Source organism: Gilliamella sp. wkB108 (genome assembly GCF_001690195.1).
Classification (GTDB): domain Bacteria; phylum Pseudomonadota; class Gammaproteobacteria; order Enterobacterales; family Orbaceae; genus Gilliamella; species Gilliamella apicola_L.
The window spans coordinates 1-18,167 of sequence record NZ_LZGM01000109.1 but is presented as its reverse complement, the minus strand read 5'-3'; the positions used below and the strand labels follow the sequence as shown (position 1 = coordinate 18,167).

At 33.2% G+C, this 18,167-nt stretch carries 16 protein-coding genes; 11 read left to right on the top strand and 5 right to left on the bottom strand.

From position 1 onward, the window contains the following. Positions 1-352: 352 nt before the first annotated feature. Positions 353-1,978 (top strand): hypothetical protein, encoded by a 1,626-nt coding sequence (locus tag A9G11_RS12205; protein WP_065619879.1) that lies wholly within the window; start codon positions 353-355, stop codon positions 1,976-1,978. Between the two features lie 128 nt (positions 1,979-2,106). Further along, positions 2,107-2,433, top strand: coding sequence for a Grx4 family monothiol glutaredoxin (locus A9G11_RS12200; RefSeq protein WP_065619882.1), 327 nt, complete (start codon positions 2,107-2,109; stop codon positions 2,431-2,433). Between the two features lie 74 nt (positions 2,434-2,507). Here the strand turns inward: A9G11_RS12200 and rnt are convergent, their stop codons facing one another. After that, the gene (gene rnt / locus A9G11_RS12195; RefSeq protein WP_218056143.1) at positions 2,508-3,143 is read right to left on the bottom strand and encodes a ribonuclease T; all 636 of its coding nucleotides are present in this window, start codon (positions 3,141-3,143) and stop codon (positions 2,508-2,510) included. A 437-nt stretch (positions 3,144-3,580) separates the two neighbouring features. After that, positions 3,581-4,582 (bottom strand): class 1 fructose-bisphosphatase, encoded by a 1,002-nt coding sequence (gene fbp / locus A9G11_RS12190; RefSeq protein WP_065619877.1) that lies wholly within the window; start codon positions 4,580-4,582, stop codon positions 3,581-3,583. Positions 4,583-4,832: 250 nt separating this feature from the next. On the opposite strand from fbp, the gene A9G11_RS12185 reads away from it, so the two are divergent. From A9G11_RS12185 to cysZ, 7 genes are all read left to right on the top strand, one after another. After that, positions 4,833-5,591 (top strand): Nif3-like dinuclear metal center hexameric protein, encoded by a 759-nt coding sequence (locus tag A9G11_RS12185; protein ID WP_065619876.1) that lies wholly within the window; start codon positions 4,833-4,835, stop codon positions 5,589-5,591. Positions 5,592-5,688: 97 nt separating this feature from the next. Then, positions 5,689-6,567, top strand: coding sequence for a 4-hydroxy-tetrahydrodipicolinate synthase (gene dapA, locus A9G11_RS12180; protein ID WP_065619875.1), 879 nt, complete (start codon positions 5,689-5,691; stop codon positions 6,565-6,567). Positions 6,568-6,606: 39 nt separating this feature from the next. Beyond that, positions 6,607-7,320, top strand: a complete 714-nt coding sequence (gene bamC, locus A9G11_RS12175; protein ID WP_065619874.1) for an outer membrane protein assembly factor BamC — start codon at positions 6,607-6,609, stop codon at positions 7,318-7,320. Between the two features lie 264 nt (positions 7,321-7,584). Beyond that, a complete protein-coding gene (gene purC, locus A9G11_RS12170) occupies positions 7,585-8,295 on the top strand; it encodes a phosphoribosylaminoimidazolesuccinocarboxamide synthase (RefSeq protein WP_065619873.1) in 711 nt (236 codons plus the stop codon). Beyond that, positions 8,295-8,750, top strand: a complete 456-nt coding sequence (locus A9G11_RS12165) for a DUF441 domain-containing protein (RefSeq protein WP_065619872.1) — start codon at positions 8,295-8,297, stop codon at positions 8,748-8,750. The genes purC and A9G11_RS12165 overlap by 1 nt, the downstream gene beginning before the upstream one ends. Before the next feature lie 3 nt (positions 8,751-8,753). Then, positions 8,754-10,706 (top strand): GNAT family N-acetyltransferase, encoded by a 1,953-nt coding sequence (locus tag A9G11_RS12160; RefSeq protein ID WP_065619871.1) that lies wholly within the window; start codon positions 8,754-8,756, stop codon positions 10,704-10,706. Between the two features lie 126 nt (positions 10,707-10,832). Beyond that, on the top strand, positions 10,833-11,582 hold the full coding sequence (gene cysZ, locus A9G11_RS12155) for a sulfate transporter CysZ (RefSeq protein WP_255308546.1): 750 nt from the start codon (positions 10,833-10,835) through the stop codon (positions 11,580-11,582). A gap of 22 nt (positions 11,583-11,604) precedes the next feature. Here the strand turns inward: cysZ and A9G11_RS12150 are convergent, their stop codons facing one another. From A9G11_RS12150 to A9G11_RS12140, 3 genes are all read right to left on the bottom strand, one after another. Beyond that, positions 11,605-11,796, bottom strand: a complete 192-nt coding sequence (locus tag A9G11_RS12150) for a YpfN family protein (RefSeq protein WP_065619870.1) — start codon at positions 11,794-11,796, stop codon at positions 11,605-11,607. A gap of 141 nt (positions 11,797-11,937) precedes the next feature. Continuing rightward, positions 11,938-13,086, bottom strand: coding sequence for a succinyl-diaminopimelate desuccinylase (gene dapE, locus A9G11_RS12145; RefSeq protein ID WP_065619869.1), 1,149 nt, complete (start codon positions 13,084-13,086; stop codon positions 11,938-11,940). 14 nt (positions 13,087-13,100) lie between these two features. After that, complete coding sequence (locus A9G11_RS12140) at positions 13,101-13,457, bottom strand: ArsC family reductase (RefSeq protein ID WP_065619868.1); 357 nt, start codon at positions 13,455-13,457, stop codon at positions 13,101-13,103. A gap of 1,144 nt (positions 13,458-14,601) precedes the next feature. Between A9G11_RS12140 and A9G11_RS12135 the strand changes: the two genes are divergently transcribed. Together A9G11_RS12135 and A9G11_RS12130 are read left to right on the top strand one after the other, a co-directional pair. Then, complete coding sequence (locus A9G11_RS12135) at positions 14,602-15,993, top strand: hypothetical protein (protein ID WP_141674425.1); 1,392 nt, start codon at positions 14,602-14,604, stop codon at positions 15,991-15,993. 1,245 nt (positions 15,994-17,238) lie between these two features. Then, the coding region (locus A9G11_RS12130; protein ID WP_141674424.1) for a hypothetical protein at positions 17,239-18,167 on the top strand (929 nt) is incomplete at its 3' end.

Below are 18,167 nucleotides of genomic sequence, written 5' to 3'. Positions count from 1 at the left end.
TAGTAATATATATGAATTCTATTATTTAATGAAAAGTAATAATAACTAAGGTTGATAATTTAAATATAGTAATATGATTATATCGAGTTATTTAAAGTACTATTTTAGATATTTTGTCGTCTATGTTTCCTATATTTTGCGGGTTCTATGTTCTTCTTTTTTAAAAAATTTGTTTCAAATTTTTTTTATTTTGCGAGCTTATTTTAATTTCTTATCAACAAATTCCATATCATTTTTAAACCAAACATTACATTTGATAATGAATTTAAATAATAATCCAATATCTAATGTATCAAGATGTTTAAAGTTAAAATTTTTTTTATCTACTTTTATTTTATTTCTTAGTGTGTTAATGAGTATTAATAAAGTAAATGCGTTAACTGCCATTACTGCCAGAGAAGTAATAGGAAGCCTGCCTTATATCACTTTTGATGAAGGGCAAACAAAGGTAACAAAATTATCTTCTTTATTAGTTATGAGAAACCCTGATGGAAGAACTTTTATACCTGAAAATGATGTAACTATACTTTTTCCAAATTCAATAGTTGATTCATCAAATCCTAGAAATCCGATTGAAGTACCCGCTGGCACTCGATGGCAAGATATAGGCACTTTTGTACCGTTAAGTTCTGGAAATGACTATAATTCAATGATAGATTTGAATTCAGTGTTAGGTTATAATTGGCAAGATCCAGATGGTGATAATAATTTCAAAGCAACTGGTACTATATCATTATTTTGGCAAGATAGTTCAGGCGCGGATATTTCTAATTTTGTAAAAATGCATCAAGATTGGCAATTAGATCCATGTGATTCCCCCTATCGATTGACAATAGCTGTTACAAATAGTGATTTTTCAACTCAATATGGCATACCGAGAGAAGTAAAAGGTAATGTGGGAAGTAGCCATACATACTATTTACGACCGAAAATCACAACTCCTTATGTTTGTTATGCTCGTCCACCAGATGTTTCCAATGATTCTACTTCGGGTAGTGGTCTGCCCGATTTAAATGGTTCAGCATGGGTAGCCGGAAAAGGTTTTAAACCGCAAGATATATATTACCCACCGAAAAATTTTCCAACAATTGGCGGAGAAGGCTTATTTTTTGATTTAATTATAGCTGGGCTAACAGCCCAACAAGTACTAGAGGGTTATGATAATGGAATCTTATCTGGGGTTAATTTTGAGGATAACAATCCACCTAAGGATGGAAGAGAGAATTTAAACACTAGAACTGTTGGTGATGATGGATTAATTCACACTGTAGGAACCTCTAACTTGATGGCAAAACTTAGTATAGCTCCTAATCAAGACATAAATACCGGCAATAAATTGAGAATAACCATATCGTCAAATACTGGTGTGGTTACCTTACCTATAATTACACGAGGTAGTGCTTTTTATATTGATTATAAAGCTACAAATACTCGACTTTATTCTTTCAAAATAAAAAAATGGTTTTTTGTTGCGGATAGAATCTGTGAGGATCTTTATAAGAAACCACTTTATATATATGCACCAATGACCTACACCTATTATCATGAACCAGCGATATCAGATCTCACCAATGCAAATGGTTTTACGTGGAATGGAGGTATACCCGGTCGTAATATTAATAATTATCGTCGAGAGATTACATCTTATAGTTCATATGTTTTTGAAAATCATCGTAATCCCTGGAGACCTAGAGAATATTGGGGAGTAAATCTAATAAATGGTGGATTGTTTAGTGAATGGGGGAATATAACCGAAGCTACCCGCCCGAATTCAGGTTTTGGGCAAGGTGGTAATTACCTTACTAACAATGAATATGAGAAGACACCTAAGAGGGATAACAAGGGTAAAATAGTTAAGGACAAGAAGGGTAATATTATCTACGAGTATAAGTACTATACTGTTGCAAGTTATGATGGCCGTATTTCAAAAAGTTCAGAAGCAAAACATATTTGTATGTTTTTTGGAGCAACCTATTAGTCAAATATAATTAAGCTAATGAAGAACTCTAGGTCTGAACAAATTAGTATGACAAATATTAATTAATAATATGTTAAAATCAACCAATAAAACACAACTAAGAAGGAATTATTTTTATGGCAATTGAAATGGCCACGATCGATAAAATTAAACGGCAGATAGCAGAAAACCCAATTATAATTTATATGAAAGGATCACCTAAATTACCTAGTTGTGGCTTTTCGGCGCAGGCGGTGCAGGTTTTATCTCAATGTGGTGAACCTTTTGCTTATGTCGATATTTTACAAAATCCTGATATTCGTGCTGAATTGCCAAAATTTGCTCATTGGCCAACATTTCCACAGTTATGGGTTGAAGGTGAGTTGGTTGGAGGTTGTGATATTATGTTAGAAATGTTTCAAACTGGTGAATTACAAACTTTAATTAAAGCAACTGCCGAAAAACATAAAGCATAAATCTGTTAATATCATAGTAAATACAGTAAGAGAGTCCGTAAAACTCTCTTGTGAGTTTACTTTCTCTAATTTGGCTACTCATTACTTGTTAAAGCTAATGGCCAACCACCTAATCGCTTGAAGCGATTAACAATCTCACAAAATAGAATTGCTGTTTTTTCAGTATCGTAAAGTGCTGAGTGAGCTTGCTTTAAATCAAATGGGATTTGTGCGACTTCACAAGCTTTGGCCAGCACAGTTTGACCAAAGACTAAGCCACTTAGTGATGCGGTATCAAAGGTAGCAAAAGGGTGGAAGGGATTGCGTTTAATTCCTGCTCGCTCTGCTGCTGTCATTAAAAAACTGTGATCAAAATGAGCATTATGTGCCACAATAACGGCACGATTACAATCATTGGCTTTAATACCTGTTCGTACTGTTTTAAATATCTCTTCCAAGGCGATTTTTTCATCAACCGCACCTCGTAATGGATTAGTCGGATCAATACCATTGAAAGCTAAAGCGGTAGGTTCTAAAATCGCGTTTTCAAAAGGGTTAACATTAAACTGTATAGATTGCTCAGGTTCAAGCCATCCAGCACTATCCATTGTTAGGGTAATAGCTGCAATTTCTAAAATAGCGTTGAGCTTTGGATCAAAGCCCGAAGTTTCAATATCAATGACGACTGGGTAAAATCCCCGAAAGCGTTCACTTAATTTAGCGTTTGGCACAATAACTTTTCTTATCTATAAAAATGAGGCTCATTATGCCAGTTTTTATTCTGTTCGCCTAGTTTTACCTTTTCTTTATTTAAAGTATATAAGAGGCTTACATTATATAAGTCAATTTAAATTAATTAAGTTCATTGATGTGATTTTTGTTTGAAATATTTAATTTCTCTGATCCACTGATTATTCAAACGTTTTTAAATGTTTAGGTACATGTTTTAAGCGATATTCTATAGCTTGTTATATTTGTTTTGCGATACCGATTTGATTCCATATAATTAAGCTATTATAAGTAATGGTTTCTTATTTCTCATTAAATCAAATTATCAAGTAATTTAAAGAGTTTAATCACTTGATAATCATATTATTAATAAATATTGGTGAACTACTTTTTAATATTAGTATTGTTGCTGACTCTCGATAATTTAATCGTAATAGGGTTAGTCCTCGTTTTCAGCCATAAATCGATCGGCATCGTCAACCATTGATTTAACTCCAACAAAATAAGGTGTACGTTGATGTAATTGTTGTGGTTCAATGTCCAAAATTCTTCTTAATCCATCTGTAGCCTTTCCACCTGCTTGCTCAGCTAAAAAAGCAATAGGATTGGCCTCATAAAGAAGGCGTAATTTCCCATTTGGATATTGCGCTGTATTCGGATAAATATAGATCCCACCTTTTAATAGATTACGATGAAAATCAGATACCAACGATCCAATATAACGAGAGGAATAAGGTCGATTGGTTGTTTCATCCTCTTCTTGACAATATTTGATATATTTTTTTACACCTTTAGGGAATTTTGCGTAATAACCTTCATTTATTGAATAAGTTGTTCCTGTTTTGGGATACTGTACATTTTCGTGCGATAAACAAAAAACACCTATAGAAGGATCATAAGTAAAAGCATGAACACCACAACCAGTAGTATAAACCAGCATAGTCGATGAACCATAGATAATATAGCCAGCAGCGACTTGTTTATGACCTGGCTGCATAAAATCTTGTTCTGTAACAGGTGTCCCAATTGCGGTAATACGATGATAGATCGAAAAAATAGTACCAACTGAGACATTAACATCAATGTTTGATGAACCGTCCAATGGATCCATTAATACAACATATTTTCCTTCAGTTGCGCGATCTTTACCAAAAATAACTAAATTATCTTCTTCTTCTGATGCGATACCTGCAACTACTCCACGTGCTTCAAGTGCTGCTTTGAGAGTTTCATTTGCAAAAGCATCAAGTTTCATCTGTTTTTCACCCTGAATATTAGCAACACCATTTTCGCCCAAAATATCGATTAATCCAGCTTTATTAATATCACGATTAATAATTTTAGCACCGAGTTTTATAGCAGAAATTAAAGCTGTTAATTCCCCTGTAGCATGAGGAAATTCATTTTGTTTTTCAATAATAAATTCACCGAGAGTTTTCATTGTTTTATAAATCCTTTATATGATTGTTGTGGTTAAGGCAATAGTGATATGAAGTGTATAAACTAAGTTCTTTTATGGCTCTTAATAATACAATATACGTGAGATAATTTAATAAAGCGACTATAATTATAGCCAGTTGAATTAGTTTTTTTCGTGAAATAAGTTTACCTATTTTACAATAATCTTTTTCGTAAAGATGTTTCAGGTTAACTATACGTTTGAGTATAAATTAGAGGAGTAAGGGTGAGCAATGCGTAATATTGAACTTGAACAAATTATTAATGATGAATTACAAATCACGCGTTATCATGACTATGCACCTAATGGTTTGCAAGTACAAGGTCGCCAAGAAATAAAAAGGATTGTTACCGGTGTGACTGCTTGTCAACTTTTATTAGATAAAGCGGTAGAGTTGCAAGCCGATGCGGTACTTGTTCATCATGGTTATTTTTGGAAAAATGAACCACAAACTATAACGGGAATAAAGTATCATCGGATTAAAACCCTATTATCCCACGATATCAACTTATTGAGCTATCATTTGCCATTAGATGGACATCCTGTTTTAGGTAATAATATTCAACTTGCTAATTTATTTAATATCTCAGTGGATAAACGAGAAGATATTACAGATCTACTTTTTAAAGGAACACTTACTGAACCATTGACCGCTTTACAATTTAAACAAAAATTGGAAAAGTTGTTGCATAACCAGCAACGTAAAGTACTTTTTAGTGGTGATAATGCACCTGAAGTCATTAAACGTATTGCTTGGTGTAGTGGTGGGGGGCAAGATTTTTTGGAGAGTGCAGCTGAACTTGGATTTGATGCTTTTTTTACTGGTGAAGTTTCAGAACGGACTATTCATATCGCACGGGAGTATGGCATTAATTTTTATGCTGCAGGTCATCATGCAACGGAACGCTATGGTATTGAGAAACTTGGAGAGTGGTTATCTTTACAATATGACTTAGAAATTATTTTCGTAGATATTGATAATCCTGCATAACAAAAGTTGAATTTAATTAAGAAATATCGCATACTTAACGGCAGATTTTTAATTCATTTGAATTATTTTATAAATAGATAATATGAGAGGTCTTTTTATGTTTACAGGAAGTCTGGTCGCACTGGTTACTCCTATGGATATTAAAGGAAATGTGGACCACGTAAGCTTAAAAAAATTGGTCGAATATCATATTGCCAGTGGTACATCTGGTATTGTTTCTGTTGGTACAACAGGTGAATCAGCGACGCTAGATCATCAAGAACATATTGATGTCATTAAACGAACAATTGATTATGCCGATGGACGTATTAATATCATTGCTGGAACAGGAGCCAATGCAACTAAAGAAGCTATTGAATTAACACATCGAGTTGAAAATATTGGTGTGGTTGGTTGTTTAACTGTTGCTCCCTATTATAATAAACCAACTCAGGAAGGTATGTATCAACATTTTAAAGCCATAGCTGAAAATACGGCTTTACCTCAAATCCTCTATAATGTACCAGGTCGTACCAGCAGTGACATTAAACCTGAAACAGTTGGTCGATTATCAAAAATTAAAAATATCGTTGCATTAAAAGATGCAACTGGTGATTTATCCCGAGTTTATAAAACGCGTAAATTGGTCGGTAATGATTTTAAATTATTGAGTGGTGATGATTCTACTTTCTTAGATTTTATGATCTTGGGGGGTGATGGCGTGATTTCCGTTACTGCTAATGTAGCAGCAAAACAAGTAGCCACCGTCTGTGAACTTGTTACTAAAAATCAGATTCAAGAAGCTCGAACTATTAACGATAATTTATTGGCTTTGCACAATAATTTATTTATTGAGCCAAATCCAACGCCGGCAAAATGGGCTTGTGCTAGATTAGGCTTAATTGAAAGTGCAACAATCCGTTTACCACTGGTTTCGTTGACAGATGCTTCAATTCCAGCAGTTGAGAAAGCATTAAAAGATGCTAATTTACTGTGATTTATTTTCGTATAACTATTAATTTATAAGCAGATATCTATGTTTAATAAAACTGTATGTAAAAGCTCGCTCATAAAAAAAACTGTTATTTTGACGGTCCTCTCTTCTATTTTTCTTGTTGGATGTAGTAATGATCAAAATTATAAACGAGAGGTTGATGGTAATGATGATTATTTAACCTCAGCAGCATTAAAGCCTTTAGTGATCCCAGAAGGTATTGCTATACCAGCAGAAGTGGCTGATTTTTATGTCTATACTGCAGAAACGGAAGGAGCTTTGGGTAAAAACGTTGATATTCGTCCACCAATCATACCGATTCCAACTGTTGCTGATGCTTATGCAAGTTATAGTAATGGAGTAGTTACTTTAAATGCGCCAGCAAATAGTGGTGTATGGAGTAATATTCCAAATACTTTGAGTAGAAATAATATTCCTATCAGTAGTAGTGATAACAACACCATTCAAACGGCAAATGCGTTTATTGTGAATGAAAATGAACAATCAACTGTTCAAGCTTCGTTTGTGATTCGCCGACAACTATTTGGTGATACAGAAACCATTACAGTTGGATTGAATTCACTAACTCGTGGAGCGCAGGACATATCATCTAATCCTATTGAAGTACAACGCAGTGTTGTTGGTTTATTTAATGCGATTATGGATGATGCAGCTCCACCATCTGCTCGTATGCCTCCGGTAAAAGAAAAGAAAGACGAGGAAGAGAAACAAGACACTGATAAAAAATCAGAATAAGTAAAGGATCTAAAAAGAAGATCTTAAAAAATATAAATATTAATTGAAACTAGTTTTGTTGATTTTAAAGTTCAGCAAACGCCTAATTAAAAGATGATAAAAAATGAGTTTTACTAATTCAATTTTAAGTCACAAGAAAAAGGGTAAAATGTTGATATTTAAGCTCTCTACAAACTTTAGCATAAAAAATAACAATGAGTTTTGAACCTAAGGAGCGTGAAGCTCCTTAATTATTTATTAGTAATTTGAAATAAGGCTATAGATATGAAAAAGTTGGCTGAACTTTATCGTGGTAAAGCTAAAACAGTTTACACCACAGACAATCCTGATCTATTAATATTAGAGTTTCGTAATGATACTTCCGCCTTTGACGGTCTACGTATTGAACAGTTAGAACGCAAAGGCATGGTAAATAATAAATTTAACTATTTTATTATGACCAAATTACATGATGCTGGGATCCCCACACAAGTTGAAGCCTTATTATCCGATAATGAAGTAATAGTAAAAAAACTTGAAATGGTGCCAGTTGAATGTGTGGTTCGTAATCGTGCTGCAGGATCTTTAGTAAAACGTTTAGGTATTGAAGAGGGAAAGATCCTCAATCCACCTACGTTTGAATTATTTTTGAAAAATGATGCATTACATGATCCAATGGTTAATGACTCTCATTGTAAAACTTTCGGTTGGGTTACTGATGAACAGTTGGCTAAAATGAAAAAACTCAGTTATAAAATTAATACGGTTTTAAGTAAGCTGTTTGATAAAGCCGGTTTTATTTTAGTTGATTATAAACTTGAGTTTGGATTATCTAACGGTGAAATTACTTTGGGAGATGAGTTTTCGCCAGATGGTTGCCGTTTATGGGAAAAAGACACCTTGAAAAAAATGGACAAAGATCGTTTTCGTCAAGGATTAGGTGGCGTGATTGAAGCGTACGAAGAAGTCGCTAAGCGTATTGGTGTGCAATTATAATGTTTGCCCAGTTTGACATCTCTTTTTTTGTTTTATTAGGTCTGGCAGCACTGTGTTATTTAACTCACAATAACACAGTGACATTTGCGGTACTTCTTCTTTTGCTTTTTAAGTTGACACCCCTTTCGAACTATTTCCCTTTTCTGAATCAATATGGGCTGACTATCGGTATTGTGGTTTTAACCGCGGCAATGATGGTGCCTCTCGCCGACGGATCATTAAATATTAAAGATATCGTGAAATCCTTTACTACTTGGCAATCACTAACAGCAATATTTGTTGGCATATTGGTTTCATGGCTTGGTACTCGAGGTATATCATTAATCGGCGCACATCCAACTATCATCAATGGTTTAATTGTTGGTACCTTGATCGGTGTAGCCTTTTTTAAAGGGATCCCTGTCGGACCGCTTATCGCTGCGGGTATATTGTCACTTTTAATTGGAAAAAGTTAATTTATGCAAAGTACTGATAGCAGCAGAAAGCTATGGGTATTATATGATGATGCAACCGCTTTATGGACTAAGTTAATTAAGATTGCTAGCCAACATCAAGGTGATTGGATCACAGTAACACAGCAAATTAATTTATCTAATGATCTTTTGCAAATTATACCGCCTAATAAAACTAAATTATTATTAGGTCAAGAATATCGACATGCCATTTTTGATGCAACTCAAGGCTTTAATCTTGATGCATTAGCAAGACTGATCGGTACCTTGGTAAAAGGTAGTGTACTCATTTTAGTCTTACCTGCGGATTTTACACATTGGAGAGATCAAGATAGTCTACGTTGGAACGAAAATCCTTATCCAATTGCCGTCCCCAATTTTGTAGCCCACTTGAAGCAAATATTATCTGAGTTCAATTTCACAACTGAATATCAATTCCCTCATCTCAATGAACCATTAGATGATTTGCAAGAACAAAAAAACACCTTGAACCAAATCTTACAGAGTGATAAACAGATCAATGTGTTGATCGCTAAACGAGGTCGTGGTAAGTCAGCCTTAGCCGGACAGTTTACTCATTACCATCATTGTATTGTGACCGCACCACAAAAAAATTCGCTGAAAACTTTTTTTCGGTTTGCTAAATCAGACACTCAGTTTTATGCACCAGATGAGTTACTTGAGGTCAACATTAAAGCGTTTCCTGACTATCTCATTATTGATGAAGCCGCTATGATTCCACTTTCGATGCTTCAACAATTACTACAATTAGCCCTAACCAAAAATTGTCGTGTTTTATTAACAACCACTGTTGAAGGGTACGAAGGAACAGGGCAGGGTTTTTTATTAAAATTGCTCTATCATCACTCTTGCAATTTCTTTTATTTGGAAAAACCTATTCGCTGGCATGCTAATGACTTGCTTGAACAGTTCAGCGACCGTTTATTGCTAAACGGTATACAAACCAATGATACAGTATCTCTAAATTCAAACCAAACTATCGATTGTTCGCAAGTTGATCGTCATGATACTAAGGCGCTAAAGCAGATCTATTATTTATTAAAAATTGCCCATTATCAAACAACGTTAGTTGATTTAAGACGTCTGTTAGATGCACAAAATTTAATGGTCTGGCAAGCTCAAACAAAAAATCAACGTATTGCTGCAGCAATAACAATTAATGAAGGCAATTTAGCTGATAATCTAATAGAAGAGGTTTGGAAAGGGACACGTAGACCTAAAGGAAATTTAGTTGCCCAATCATTGGTTGCGCATGCCGGCGAAAAATTAGCCTCTAAATTACAATCGGTGCGAATTAATCGTATTGCCGTGATTGAAGTTTATCGTCGGCAACATATTGCTAAGCAATTAGTTCAATCCATTTTTACTGAAGCAGCTCAACAAAACAAAGATTTTTTATCAGTAAGCTTTGCCTTTAGTGAAGATAATTACCGGTTTTGGACTGCATGTGGTTTTATTTTAGTTCACATTGCAAGCCATAAAGAAGCTTGTAGTGGTAGCTATTCAGTAATGTTTATTAAACCCATTACTCAACAAGCCAAATTGTTAGTCAATCAATTGCAGACTAAATTACAACGCAATTGGTATTGGTTAAAAGAGATTATTGATTTACCATTTAACAATATCTTATCAATAGATCACAATCAATCTTTATCCAAATTAGATTTGGAAGAGTTGCGCGGATTTTGTTACTACTATCGATCGTATGAGTCAACTTATGCTGCACTTAATCGATTAAATCGCTGTAATCATGCTAAGTCAAATGGTATAAATTTACCTATATTAACGGTACTATTAAATAATCAACATAGCGAATCACAAATTATGCAAACATATCATTTAAACGGTAGAAATGCGCTAATGCAAGCACTGAAACGAGAATTAATAGATTGGTTTGATCGTCTAAATAGTGATTTTCTAAGTAAATTTGATGATTAAAAGCTATTGATAAACCATGTTATCATATAAGTGTATTGATAAGATTAATCATATTAATATGAAGAGGGATCATAAGTGGATTTAAAGGATATTAAAAACATAAAGCAAGTTAACTACTCTCAAACTATAAAAAATCAGTCAAAGAATGGGTTACATTACTTTATTCAAGGTTGGTCATTAGCTTTTAATCCGGGAATAAAGCGATTTGTATTTTTACCATTGATCGCCAATATGGTAATAATGTCAGCTTTATTTTATTGGTTTTTTACGGTGATTTCAGGCCTGACTAATTGGGGATTATCTTATATACCTAGTTGGCTTCAGTGGCTTGGTTATATTATTAGTTTTATAATTGTACTAACACTTGTGATCTTATTTTGCTATTTCTTTAGTACCGTAGCCAATATGATTGCAGCACCGTTTAATGGTCTCTTAGCTGAACAAGTAGAAGCTTATTTAACTGGCATTCCTGCTATTGATACCTCTTGGATGAGTTTGATTAAGGATTTACCGAGAGTATTATTTCGTGAACTACAAAAGTTAATTAATTACCTATTGTGGTCAATTCCGATATTACTAACGTATTTCATTCCCATAATTGGTCAATTTGTGACACCTGTTGTCTGGTTCCTGTTTACTGCATGGCAAGTAAATATACAATATGCCGATTATGCATTTGATAATCATAAAATTGACTTTCATCATATGCGGCAATTACTTAAACAAGATAAAGCCGATAACTTAATTTATGGTATATTAGTTAGCCTATTTACAATGGTACCACTGTTGAACCTAATTATTATGCCTATTGCCGTTTGTGGATCAACTGCAATGTGGGTTGATCGTTATCGACATCAAGCAATATTAAGTCGGTAATCATTAACAGTTTGGACAAATGTTAAGGATGATTATGAGGGGGATTTGCTGGCCAATCATCATCCTCATCATCATTATAAGGGATAGGTTTTATCCCTTTCTTTTTTTCAAGATAGGATTTGTAGTTCAGCTTGTTAAGCGCTTTAATCGTATTAATGAAAATTCCAATAAGAATAATAAGAATTATCCACCAGTAATCTTTAAACCACTCCATTTAATGCCTCCCCCAAAGGTATTTTTACTGTTGCCCATCATTGTTAGGTACTAACTGTAATATATTCTTACATGATTAAAAAGATAAATTCTTTTTTAACATTGTATGGTGAATACAAAAAATAATTATAAATTGGTTGGTTTAACTTTCAGTCATAAGTAATAGCTTTTCTAAAATTAATTGATAAATTTCTTTTAGTTTAATAATATCCTGACAACTGACATTTTCGTTTACTTTATGAATGGTTTTATTTAATACGCCAAATTCAATGACTTGACATCCTAATTTTGCTATAAATCGTCCATCAGAGGTTCCCCCACTGGTCGATAATTGTGTGTCAATTTGAGTGAGTTCTTTTATTGCATGGGCTGTAGCTTCTGTCAGTTCCCCTTGTGGTGTCAAAAATGGTTGACCAGAAAGCCGCCAATTTAAGGTGTATTGTAAATTGTATTTTTGTAGTATCTGCTCAACTCGTGCTTTAATTATCGTATCACTCAGCTCACTACTATAGCGAAAGTTGAATTGTACTGCTAAATCTCCTGGAATGACATTTTCAGCGCCAGTACCACCATTAATATTAGCAATTTGCATCGTTGTTTGCGGAAAATACTCATTACCCTTATCCCAAATTGTTGTGACAAGTTCATTTAAAGCTGGGGCAAAACGATGTATAGGATTCTCTGCTAGATGTGGGTAAGCAACATGACCTTGAATACCATGTACGACTAAATTTGCTGTAAGAGAGCCTCGTCGGCCATTTTTTATCTGATCACCAAGCTTAATATTACTGGATGGTTCACCAACAATACAATAATCAATCCTTTCTTGGCGTTTAAGTAGCATATCCACTACTTTCACGGTACCATCGCTAGCATCAGCTTCTTCATCTGATGTGATTAAAAACGCTACCCGGCCGGTATGATCAGGGTAAGTTTTTACAAAGTCTTCTGTGGCACATACCATTGCGGCTACACCACTTTTCATGTCGGCAGCACCTCGTCCATAAAGCAATCCATTTTGGTCAATAGTTGGTTCATAAGGTGGATATAACCATTTATTTTCATCGCCAGCGGGTACCACATCTGTATGACCGGCAAACATTAAGGTAGTTGTAACAGGGTCACCATGATAAGCCCATAGATTTTTAGTTCGCCCAAAACATAGTGTTTCAATAACAAAACCAAGTGGTTTTAACCGTTCAATAATAATATTTTGGCAGTTTTTATCATCGGGACTTACCGATTTTTCGGCGATTAATGCTTTGGTTAAGTCAATTACAGATTCAGTCATAATACTTCTCGATTTTATTTTTTTGAGGTGATAAATTGGGCATAACTCTCGTCAGAAAATCCTAACAAAGCTCGTTTACCTTCGATCAATAAAGGGCGTTTTATAATAGAGGGATTAGCTAATATAATTTTAATTGCAGAATCTTCATTATTAATTGCAGCGCGCACAGATTCATCGAGTTTTCTCCAAGTACTGCCACGAGTATTGAGTAAACATTGCCAATCGACTAAATGCAAAAAAGATCGTATAAGATCAGCTGAAATACCATCAGTTTTATAATTATGAAACTGATATTGAACCTGATGTTCATCAAGCCAAGCAAAGGCTTTTTTCATTGTATCGCAATTTTTAATGCCATAAATAATATACATAAAAATCCATTCCAACTTAAAAAGTAGTAATTGATTATAACAGTTAATTATTAAAGTCAGCAATTAGGTGTTAAATAGGAATGCTAAACGGAAGCTGTTATGCTTTTTTAAGGTCAACTTTCGTTGTTATAAAAGATAAATGGTAAAAATCATTCTGAAGCTCAGTTCACGTAAACATAGATTATGTGTAGTTTTCTTATACACATCAGTGCTACATCCATAAAATATTCCATTTTCATCCATGATTGGTTTATTAGTAGAGTATATGACGGTTTACGTTCCTTCCTACGGCAAAAAACATCTCTTTAGATCAGCAAACAAAAAATTGTTGTAGAACATTCACCAGAATATTTCTACAAATTTGAAGAGTTAATCAAATTAGTAATTTCAATATTTAATTCTAGCTTAGCGAAATGTTAACAAATGATATGTTGAGGTTTTTTTATCATCAGAATTGACTGATTTTTTTGCGGATAATGAGTAGGTTAAGTCAATTACAGATTCAGTTATCACAATTTTCGATTTTATTGTGTGTAGTGATAAATTGGGTATCACTCTAGTTAGACAATGTCAATATAGTATATCTAGTATTGATTGGTAAAGGCTTTTTAAGTTATAGATGGGTTAGTCTCATAATCTTTATGGAGTATTACTATTTTTATTTAGAGCCTTTTAATAACGGAATTGTTGATAGGTATCGCTCAAAATTTTAAAAACGGGATTTACCAGGATTGTTTAAAAAATATTCATGTGTTTTCTATAGTTATCCTTTGTTAAGGCATATTTACAAAATATCTGTTTTAATTGTTTTATTGGATGAGTATACTTTTAAATAATATTAATTGTAATATTGATAAATATACCTTTATTTGATTTTTAGCAATATTCTGCATTGGTTTTAGTTATAAATTTATTTTTAGTTAAGGCTATGCGAAGTTTTTATTAAAAATACACGTTTTAAGAATGGAACTCTACTTAACTGTAAAATTTATTCTTTATTGAAAGAAAAGGAAATAGGTAAAATTAAACTATGAAAACAGTTCTACATTCACATGTTCTATCATTTTATCTAAATTATAGCATTCAATACCGTAATTCATCTTTTTCAAGCATCTGTAATTTATTTTTAAAAAAGATAAATTTTTTGACCAAAAATCTTAAATCAGCTATCGCTTTTGGTCTGATTTTGTTTTTATTGCCTATCACAGCCAATGCAATATCCATTGCAACAACCGTAAACAAAATTATTGGTAATCCTCCTTATATAGAATTAAATGGTTACACAATAAAGGACTTAAAACATTTATTAAGTATTAAAGTGGGTAATGATATTTATATTAGTGATAGTTCGGGTAATATGTTCAAAGATAAAGGTGACGGTACCTATGAGAAAGTCTATATAATTACCCTGCCAAATATTGGGGATACCTTCTCGACGGTTCAAACAGTCGTTCCACCAGATACCCAAGTATATAAATTAGATGATATTAGCGTTATACCTTTATCAGCAAAAAAGGATGATGATGGTGATGTAGTCATTTCAATAAAAGGCAAAATGGAGGGTAAATGGTTAGATAACAATGGTGACGTTATTAGAGAAAAAGCGCCGGGTATTAGTGACTTGACTAAACCATTAAACATTTGTCGAACCCCTTATACGTTGACGCTCTCCTCATCAGTTAATCCACAAATAGATACACTATACGGTTTACCTAATACGTTTTTGTATGGTAATGGTACGGCTAAATTTAAAATAGATGTGTTACAACAACCCGCTATCTGTTTTGCGAGACCTAATTTGCTGCATGGAACTGGAATTTACGTAGGACCTACTAATATGTGGGATTCTTCAATGGGTTTTAAAACACAACCGACTTACGCTGAAAATTTTCCTACCATGGCATCCGATCAACAATATTTTGATATATTTATCACAGGTGTGAAAAATCCATTAAATTGGCAACCGGTAAGTGTTGGTAATATAACAGCCTCATTTAGTAACATTACCACCGGAAGTGTTAGAGTGACATTAAGTGGACCTAATGCAGATACCCTTGCACAGGGCGGCAAAGCAGATACATTTACTAATCCAACTCAAATAGTGTTAGAAGGAAAGGATGCAAACGGAAAAACTATTGTAAGTTATGGTTTTGTTCTAAGAAAATGGTTTGTTAATCGTAAAAAACTTTTTGATACGGCAGGTAGTATAGAGATGTGGTGTTTTGGTTTAGGTGATTATAGAGTACCGGGTATGTTGGATGTAACCAATGCGGTTCACAGTAATGTTCCAATAGTACCTCAACATCCAAATCCACTTGGCCGTAATAATTATTATCGACGTATAGGTGGTGGTTTGTTTAGCGAATGGGGGAATGTAGGACAAACTTATGATCAGACTGGTTGGGTTACTAATGGTTATTGGGTCAGTGATATGGTTGGTGATTATCAACTTATGATAGAAGGAGCCGGAGGTGTTATAAACTTTCGTAGACCTGAAGTAGATAAAGCTTATGGCGCATGTGTTAGTAAAAATTAGTTTAGTTACAGATTAACTTAGCGTTTGATATTAGTTAATCGAAGTTAATTCGCTATTTTTATAACTGGTATAACTAATATATACAAAGGATTAATATTTCAATTTGTTGCCAGAAAGGAAACGTTGGTGGCAAATTGTATAATTTTATGCAAAAACTCTAATACAACTTGTTTCTCCTTGATCAACAAAGAGGATTGTATATAGACGGATCATCAATATAATTTTTATCTCAGCATCTTTATTATAATTAGATAAAGTTCTGTTTATTATGTTGTAGCCAGATGAGGCTATGAATATTAAGTAAACGTCTCCTATTCACTAAAAGCACGAAAGATCGCAACAGAATAGTCGTAATATTACTGGTTTGGAATTACGAAATTGGAATTTAATCCGTTACTTCTCAACTCAAGCAAACGCTTTTTTCATTGTGTCGCAATTTTTAATGCCATAAATAATATACATAAAATCCATTCTAACTTAAAACAGTAATAATTGATTATAACAGTTAATTATTAAAGTCAGCAATTAGGTGTTAAATAGGAATGCTAAACGAAAGCTGTTATGCTTTTTTAAGGTCAACTTTCGTTGTTATAAAAGATAAATGATAAAAATCATTCTGAAGCTCAGTTCATATAAATATAGATTATGTGTGGATTCTTTATACACATCAGTGCTACATCCATAAAATATTCCATTTTCATCCATAATTGGTTTATTAGTAGAAGCTATGACGGTTTACGTTCCTTCCTACGGCAAAAAACATCTCTTTATTAGCGAAATGTTAACAAATGATATGTTGAGGTTTTTCTATCATCAGAACTGACTAATTTTTTGGCGGATAATGATTTGGTTAAGTCAATTATAGATTCAGTTATTAGTAATTTTTCGATCTTTGATAGGTATAGCCCAAAATTTTAAAAACGGGATTTACTAGGGTACATTAAAAAAATATTTATGTATTTTTTATAGTTATCTTTTGTTAAGACATATTTACAAAATATCTGTTTCAATTGTTTTATTGGATGAGTATACTTTTAATTAACTTTAATTGTAATATTGATAAATATACCTACATTTGATTTTTAGCAATATTCGGTATTGGTTTTAATTATTAATTTATTTTTAGTTAAGGCTATGCGAAGTTTTAAAAAAATACACGTCTGAAGAATGGAACTCTACTTAACCGTATAATTTTAATCTTTTTTATTCTTAATTGAAAGAAAAGGAAATAGGTAAAATTAAACAATGAAAACAGTTCTACATTCACATGTTCTATCATTTTATTTAAATTATAGTATTCAATACCGTTATTCATCTTTTTCAGGTATCTGTAATTTATTTTTGAAAAAGCCCAATTTTTTGTTCAAAAATCTCAAATCAGTTATCACTTTTAGTTTGATTTTGTTTTTATTGCCTATCACAGCTAATGCAATATCTACAGCAACAACCGTAAACAAAATTATTGGTAATCCTCCTTATATAGAATTAAATGGTTACACAATAAAAGACTTAAAACATTTATTAAGTATTAAAGTGGGTAATGATATTTATATTAGTGATAGTTCGGGTAATATGTTCAAAGATAAAGGTGACGGTACCTATGAGAAAGTCTATGTAATTACCCTACCCAATATTGGAGATACCTTCTCGACGGTTAAAACTGTCGTTCCACCAGATACCCAAGTATATAAATTAGATGATATTAGCGTTATACCTTTATCAGCAAAAAAGGATGATGATGGTGATGTAGTCATTTCAATAAAAGGCAAAATGGAGGGTAAATGGTTAGATAACAATGGTGACGTTATTAGAGAAAAAGCACCAGGTATTAGTGACTTGACTAAACCATTAAACATTTGTCGAACCCCTTATACGTTGACGCTCTCCTCATCAGTTAATCCACAAATAAATACACTATACGGTTTACCTAATACGTTTTTGTATGGTAATGGTACGGCTAAATTTAAAATAGATGTATTACAACAACCCGCTATCTGTTTTGCGAGACCTAATTTGGCGGAAGGAAAAGGGATTTACGCAGGACCTGTTAATATGTGGGATTCTTCAATGGGTTTTAAAACACAACCGACTTACGCTGAAAATTTTCCTACCATGGCATCCGATCAACAATATTTTGATATATTTATCACAGGTGTGAAAAATCCATTAAATTG